At 58.7% G+C, this 6,572-nt stretch carries 8 protein-coding genes; 2 read left to right on the top strand and 6 right to left on the bottom strand.

Features of this window, described 5'->3' with window-relative positions; translation table 11 throughout:
* Both NW856_RS08750 and NW856_RS08745 read right to left on the bottom strand, forming a co-directional pair.
* Positions 1-572: pentapeptide repeat-containing protein (locus tag NW856_RS08750; protein ID WP_414399855.1), on the bottom strand; the 572-nt coding region annotated here is incomplete at its 3' end.
* Between the two features lie 23 nt (positions 573-595).
* The gene (locus tag NW856_RS08745) at positions 596-970 is read right to left on the bottom strand and encodes a DUF1257 domain-containing protein (protein WP_011432773.1); all 375 of its coding nucleotides are present in this window, start codon (positions 968-970) and stop codon (positions 596-598) included.
* Between the two features lie 940 nt (positions 971-1,910).
* Here NW856_RS08745 and NW856_RS08740 point away from each other — a divergent pair.
* The gene (locus tag NW856_RS08740; protein WP_011432772.1) at positions 1,911-2,870 is read left to right on the top strand and encodes a sigma-70 family RNA polymerase sigma factor; all 960 of its coding nucleotides are present in this window, start codon (positions 1,911-1,913) and stop codon (positions 2,868-2,870) included.
* Between the two features lie 9 nt (positions 2,871-2,879).
* Here the strand turns inward: NW856_RS08740 and gcvT are convergent, their stop codons facing one another.
* Together gcvT and NW856_RS08730 are read right to left on the bottom strand one after the other, a co-directional pair.
* Positions 2,880-4,004: a glycine cleavage system aminomethyltransferase GcvT gene (gcvT, locus tag NW856_RS08735; protein WP_414399856.1), complete on the bottom strand. Its 1,125-nt coding sequence runs from the start codon at positions 4,002-4,004 to the stop codon at positions 2,880-2,882.
* Positions 4,005-4,263: 259 nt separating this feature from the next.
* Positions 4,264-4,701 (bottom strand): hypothetical protein, encoded by a 438-nt coding sequence (locus NW856_RS08730; protein ID WP_414399854.1) that lies wholly within the window; start codon positions 4,699-4,701, stop codon positions 4,264-4,266.
* A 210-nt stretch (positions 4,702-4,911) separates the two neighbouring features.
* Between NW856_RS08730 and NW856_RS08725 the strand changes: the two genes are divergently transcribed.
* The gene (locus NW856_RS08725) at positions 4,912-5,439 is read left to right on the top strand and encodes an adenine phosphoribosyltransferase (protein ID WP_011434353.1); all 528 of its coding nucleotides are present in this window, start codon (positions 4,912-4,914) and stop codon (positions 5,437-5,439) included.
* Between the two features lie 5 nt (positions 5,440-5,444).
* Here NW856_RS08725 and NW856_RS08720 read toward each other — a convergent pair whose 3' ends face one another.
* Entirely contained in the window at positions 5,445-6,011 is a 567-nt protein-coding gene (locus NW856_RS08720; protein ID WP_414399853.1) for a hypothetical protein, read from the bottom strand.
* A 98-nt stretch (positions 6,012-6,109) separates the two neighbouring features.
* On the bottom strand, positions 6,110-6,572 hold a 463-nt coding region (locus NW856_RS08715), incomplete at its 5' end, for an MraY family glycosyltransferase (protein ID WP_414399852.1).

The following is a 6,572-nucleotide window of genomic DNA, read 5'->3' as shown; positions in this document are numbered from 1 at the left end:
CCGCTCAGCTTGGCCCCTTGCAAATCCGCTTGGCGCAAATCCGTTTGCCGCAGCCGGGCGCCGTTGAAGTTGCAAAAGCGCAAGTTGGCCCGCCTCAGGTTGGCCTCCCACAGGTTGATCCCCCCCAGCCGTGCTTCTTGAAGGTCGGCTCCCTCCAGGTCGGCGTAGGCAAAGTTCCGCTCCCCACGCCGATAGGCCACGATCACCCCTTGCGCTCCCCCCACCGGGCGAAAGGGGCTGTAGGTGCAACAGGCCTGTTCTGCCTCCGGCTGGCCTAGCTGAGACAACAGCCGCCAAGCTTCCAGCCGCACCGCCCAAGAGCTGTTGCCAGCGAGGGCTGCAATGAGTTCGGCCAGGCCCGCCGACCCGTACTGCAGCAACTGGGATAGCGTGGCTAAGCGCACGGCTTCATCGCTATGGGCGAGTCGTCGCCGCGCCCCCTCGAGACCTCCCAGCACTAAGGCATGGGCCGGGGCGCTCCCGGTTGCCGTTTGCCCCCCCAACACCAGATCCCAAGGTTGGGGCCGGGATCCCTGGCCAGTTCTGACAGCCGGCTGAGGCTTACCTACCATGGGCAGATCCCGATGAACCTGGCTTATAGCCAACGCCCCACCACCACGCGGATGGTGCCATCCTCCAGCACTTCTTCGGCCTCGATGGTATAGCCCTGCTCACGGGCTGAGCGCAGCAAACTTTTGTGGGCGTAGCGCTGCAAAATCGGCTCCAGGAAGGTCTTGGGATCGATGCCCGCCCCCCACAGATCGGCCACCAGCTCGTAGTGATCCCCGTTGCGACGAAACCCGATGTCGAAGCCATTCTTTTGCCGGATCACCAGATCGGCGCGGGTGCGGTTCCAGAGATAGCCCCGCAGGCTGGCATTCCGCTGCACAGCGTAGCCCAATTCCTTCAGAGTCTCTTCCAGGAGATCGGCGTCTTTGATTTGCACTTGCAGGGTGGTGAAGTGAGACATGGCCCTTCCAATCCTTTGACCGATGGAGACCGGATCCTCACTATAAAGCGCCCTTGGGGTGGTGGAAGAAATGTAAACCATCCTGCGGTGGGTCGAGCGAGCGTAACGCAGCTCCCCCTTTCTCCCGCAGGAGTGCAACACACCTGGGCCTGGAGGGTCGCTGGGCTGGCCTGACCTGCCTTCTTATGTAGGCGCGCGCTGCGGCATTCGCGATAGCGGTACGGAGCACCAAGGCTGAGGCATCCGCGCCTGGCGTGTTCGGTAACACAGAAATCTTGGATCTACATCTAGCGTCTAAAGTCAAGAATTGACGATAGTCTCCACTATGTTTGGAGGCAGCAGCAAAAATCTGTCCCACAGGGATCTGTTCTCGTCTGTCTCCGGCTGGAATTGCCGGCGATGAGGTACCAAACCAGCCCCAAGCCGTTCCAAAAACCCGCCGATGACCCTTGCTGTGCCTTGCCAAGTAAGCTTTTCCGATGGCTCTGCGAACAAAAATACTCATCTCTAGTCCCACAAATTGGATGAAAAAATTGCTTTTTTGTCTCTTGAAGATCTCTTGAAGATCTGATTTGGTACCAAAAACTGGTCAAGCAAGTGGAATAATTTTTTCAATCTATCTAGATCTAGAACTTAAGATTGAGTTTATAAAATAGTTGATCTCTTCCCTCCTACTTAAGGTAGAGTTACTACTCAATAAAAAAGGACTTAAAGCACTGCCGGTAGTGTCTAGTGAAGCAGCCTCAATAAATTTAGTGAGTCAAACACCGAGTTCTGGATTAGATTTTTCGAAGTCAAAGCCTTTACGAAAAGGCTTTTGTGCTGGTATGAATAAGGTGCTGTTTGCAGAAAGGTCAGCTTCGTGTGTACGAAGAGGGCCCGATGCAGCAGGAGAAGTAGAGATTCTGACAGGACATGAATTTATGGTGTGGGGTTTGATATGTCAGAAAGTCTTGACTTGCAAGATGCGGTGGGGCGTTTCTTAAAGACGATTGGCCGCTACTCGTTGCTCACCGCTGAAGAAGAGCTCCGCCTGGCTCACCAGGTGCAGCGGATGGTGACGCTCTTGGAGCAACGGCAGCCCCATGAGTCTGTGGAAGGTTGGAGCCAGCGGCTGGGGATCCCTTTAGCGGAGCTGCAGCAGATCCTGCGGCAGGGGGAAGCAGCCAAGAAACGAATGGTGGAGTGTAACCTCCGCTTGGTGGTGTCGATTGCCAAGCGCTATCGCAATCGAGGCTTGCCGTTTCTGGATCTGATTCAGGAAGGCACCATCGGCCTCACCCGCGCCGTGGAAAAGTTCGATCCCACCCGTGGCTACAAGTTCTCCACCTATGCCACTTGGTGGATCCGGCAAAGCGTGAACCGGGGCATCCAAAACAAGGGGCGGATGATCCGTCTGCCGGCCCACATGTACGAAAAGGTCTCCCAGGTGAAGCGGCGCTACCGCGAGTTATCTGCCGAAAGGGGATCCCGTCCCCAAGCGGAAGAAGTTTTTGATTCTCTGGATATTGGCGATAACTACCGGGAGCTGATCACCCGCCACATGGCAGAGATGCGTTCCTTGAATGTGGGGGTAGGGGATGAAGACGGCACCGAGCTGCAGCACTTCATCCCAGATGAAGACAACGACCCTGTTGAACACCTAACCCAGCTTGCCCGTCGAGAGGAAGTCCGCGCGCTGGTGGGCCAACTGAGTGAACGAGAACGACAGGTGATCGTGGCTCGCTATGGGCTGGATGGATCGAGGGGCCTAACGCTGCGGGAAATTGGGGAGCACATCGGCCTTTCGCGAGAGCGAGTCCGACAAATTGAGCGGCGGGCCTTGCGGAAATTGCGGCGGCTGCAACAGGAATACTCCACGCCCAAAGCTGCCAAACCCTGGGTTAACGGGAACCTGTAACCGTTTGCGTCAGCGGTGCGCAGCACTGTAGAAAGGTTTTTTCACCACTTCGGCAGGCTGGCGCTGCCCCCGAATTTCAATTTCCAGCCGGGATCCCACCTTGGCCCAAGCCGGAGCGACATAGCCCAAGCCGATGCCGTAGCCCAAACTGGGAGAATGGGTGCCGCTGGTTACCCGTCCGATCGGCTCAGGGGAGTTGGGAGCGTAGATGGCATAGCCGCTGCGGGGGATGGCCGGATGCAGCATGCGAAACCCCACCAGGTGGCGAGGGATCCCTTGCTGCCGTTGGCTTTCGATGGCGGGCTTGCCGATGTAGTCCCCTGGGTTGTTCACCAACCAGCCCAAGCCGGCTTCCAAGGGAGTGGTGCTCTCGTCCATGTCCTGCCCGTAGAGATGGAGCGCGGCCTCCAGACGTAGGGTATCGCGGCAGCCCAGCCCACAGGGTTGCACGCCGGCCTGAATCAGTTGCTCCCAAAGGCGGATGCCATCTTCGGGGCTGAGCATAACTTCAAAGCCATCTTCTCCGGTGTAGCCGGTGCGGGCCACAAAGATAGTCTCTCCCGAGGTTCCCGCTGCTGTGGCAAACCGACCGTGCTGAAACCGGCGCAAAGCCTTCAGGGATCCCTCTAAAAAGGGCTGGAGAACCTCCTCGGCTGCCGGCCCCTGCACCGCCAACAGAACCTGAGCATCGGAGTGATCCTGCAGGTTAACTCCGGGGATCCCTTGGAAGTGGTGGTTGAGCCAATCCCAATCCTTCTGCCGGGTAGCTGCATTGACGATCACGCTCCAGTGCTCCAGCTCACCCTCCGGTGGATGCCGGTAGAAGATGACATCATCCAAAATGCCCCCCAGTGGATTGAGCAGGACGGTGTAGCGACCGGATCCCACAGGAACGGCGCTCAGATCGCTGGGAACCAGACGGCTGAGGTGGGATCCCAGATCCGTCCCCCAGAGGGTGAACTTGCCCATGTGGGAAATGTCGAATATCCCCACCCTCTCCCGCACTGCCCGATGTTCTGCTATCACTCCCCGATACTGCACCGGCATTTCCCAGCCGGCAAAAGGGACAAATCGCGCCCCCAAAGCTTGATGAAGGGGGAACAAGGGGGTGCGCTGCAGCGGGGTTGAACTCATCAGGGATCCCTTTGGCGTCCAGCGTAACGACCAGAATAAACTCACCGTCGCGCATTTTGGGGATCCTGTCCATCGACGACGGTGGGAGCTGGTACCCTGGGTCTTCTCCACACCCTGAGCTGCGTTGGCAACCTGTAGGGATCCCTGCGGTTCTACCCAGATCCGTCGCAGTGCTTCGCGTGATGTCTTCACGGCATCGGGTCAAGACTCGGTGAAGGGGGAATCTCCTGCTACTTGCCTTGCGTTAGCGAGAGGAGCGTCAATCAATCACCACATTCTTCGGGCCGGCGTTGACCTCTGGGCGACCCTGGTTGAAGTTGGCCAGGAAGGTATCTGGATCTTTGAGGCTGAAGACCAGCTTTTTGCAGGGCACTTGCAGCCCCACCGGCCCCAGCAACGGAATAAAAAGAGGCTTTTCCTGCAGCAGTGGAATGGCAATTACCCCTTGGGTGCTGGTGACCGGGCCAACGATCCCCTGAAAATCGGTGCGCACGCCCAGTCCGTAGTACCAAGGCCAGGGGAAGCGCTCCCCTTGTCCCAACTCGCTCAGGGAGAACGTCTCGTTGAACAGGCTGCCCGCCCGCACAATGAGCTTGTCTTGCAGCAGATCGACATAGGCCGACTCGCTGCTCACCCCAAACAGAGCCAGCGGCAAACTTGCCAGGGGATTGGAGTCGATGGCCATGTAGTAGCGCATGAGAGATCTCCGATTTTACAGATGGGCGACTAGGTGAGCCGCGGCCCCCAGCCTTGCCAATTATAGAAAATCTTCCCCGTTGCCAGACTGACCAAAAGGGATCCCATCTGCCCACAAGCTAACCGAGTATGATGGGTTGCTTGGAGTGCCCTTTGAGGACTCCGTCCGAATAGCGCGAACAGCAAGCCACTGGCCAGCGAGGAAAACAGGATGGATCTGCGAGCCCTCATTCGCTTGGTGCCCGATTTTCCCAGACCCGGCATCCTCTTTCGGGATATGACCCCCCTGCTACAGGATCCGGCAGGCTTCCGGGCGGCTATTGAACAGTTGGCTGCCGGCACCACCGGCATGGGATCCCTAGATTATGTGGTCGGCATCGAGTCGCGGGGGTTCATTTTGGGGGCTGCTTTGGCACAACACCTGGGCTTGGGATTTGTCCCGGTTCGCAAGCCAGGCAAACTGCCGCCGCCGGTGCTCAGCCAGACTTACAGCCTGGAATACGGCCAAGACCAGCTCCAACTGCACGCCCACGCCCTGCGGCCTGGAGAGCGGGTGTTGATCGTGGATGATGTCATTGCCACCGGGGGTACAGCCGCTGCCACCGCCCAATTGGTGGCCCAGAGCGGCGCTGAGGTGGGGGGATTTGCCTTCTTAATCGAGCTGGCCTTTTTGTCCGGCTGCAAGGCTCTTCCCCCTGGGATCCCTGCCCATGTGGTGATGGTAGAGGAAGGCAACTGAGTTCCTCAAGTAAGGTGCACCGACTGTTGGACGAGGATCCCTGGTGTTTTGGGCAAAGGTTGGCTCAAGCGGCTGATCTGAGCCTGCGCCTGCAGTTGTTCGTCAATCCAGTCCGCCAGTTCCCGCATGTAAAGCGCCACATGGATCGCCCGGTCGCGCTGTGCTGGCTCCACACCTTTTTCTGCCAGGCGGGCCAGGATGACGGGGTGGCTCAGCTCTTCCAGGGCGGCAAAGTCTTCCGGTTGGTCAAACCCCAGCTCTGCCATTTTCTCAAACACGTACCCCAGCCGTAGGCCCGTGGACTCGCAGCGCCCTTCCGGTTGCCAGGGATCCCTCAAGGCCAGGGCAACAGTTCGGTAGGCGGTTTGGGCAATGGAGCGCCAGGTGCCGCGGTGAATGCGCAGGCTGAGTTGCTGCCGATCCCAGCCCAGGGCTTCTCGCACCAGCAGGCCGCAATTGCAGCGGGTGCTGTCCCGCCAGCAGTACTCCCAGTCCCAGAAGCCCCAGTGTTGGGATTGGATACGATCCGCGGTGCGGCGCAGGAGAGCTGCCAACTCAGGTGTGGGGCGCATGGGGCAACACAGAGCTAAACAAAAAACAACAAAACAAAAAACAACAAATATAGAGCGCCTCCAGTCTAGGCAGGCGAGCGATGGAGAACAAGCCCAGCTCAATCTTCTTTACATTCCTGGTCGCAACAGCATTGCGGAGCAACATATTCCTGTTCGGGCCTGTCCTCCGAGGGCAAAGCTCGTTGCCGTTGGCGATGCCGTTGCCAAGCCCCCCAGGCCACCCCCCCCAGCACCAGCGAGGCCCCGCCCAGGTAGGTGCCTCCTGCCGGCAAGCCCGCCAAAGCCAAGGCCAGGGATCCCCCCCAAAGGGTCATGGCATAGATCAGCAGCACTGAATGCCGCTGGGATAGGCCGGCTTTGAGCAAGCGGTGGTGCAAGTGGCCTTTGTCGGGATGGAAAGGCGACTTCCCCCTGGCCAGCCGCTTGAGGATTACGGTGGACATATCCAGGATCGGCACCGCCAAGATAAAGAAAGGCAGAGCCACTGCCAGCGTGGTCACCCCCTTGGCCACCCCGATCACCCCGATCCCAGCCAGGGTAAAGCCCAAAAAATAGGCCCCC

Source organism: Synechococcus sp. R3-13 (assembly GCF_047462195.1).
Classification (GTDB): Bacteria; Cyanobacteriota; Cyanobacteriia; order Thermostichales; family Thermostichaceae; genus Thermostichus.
The sequence above is the reverse complement of the archived record's forward strand: the minus strand, read 5'-3'. Positions and strand labels throughout refer to the sequence as shown.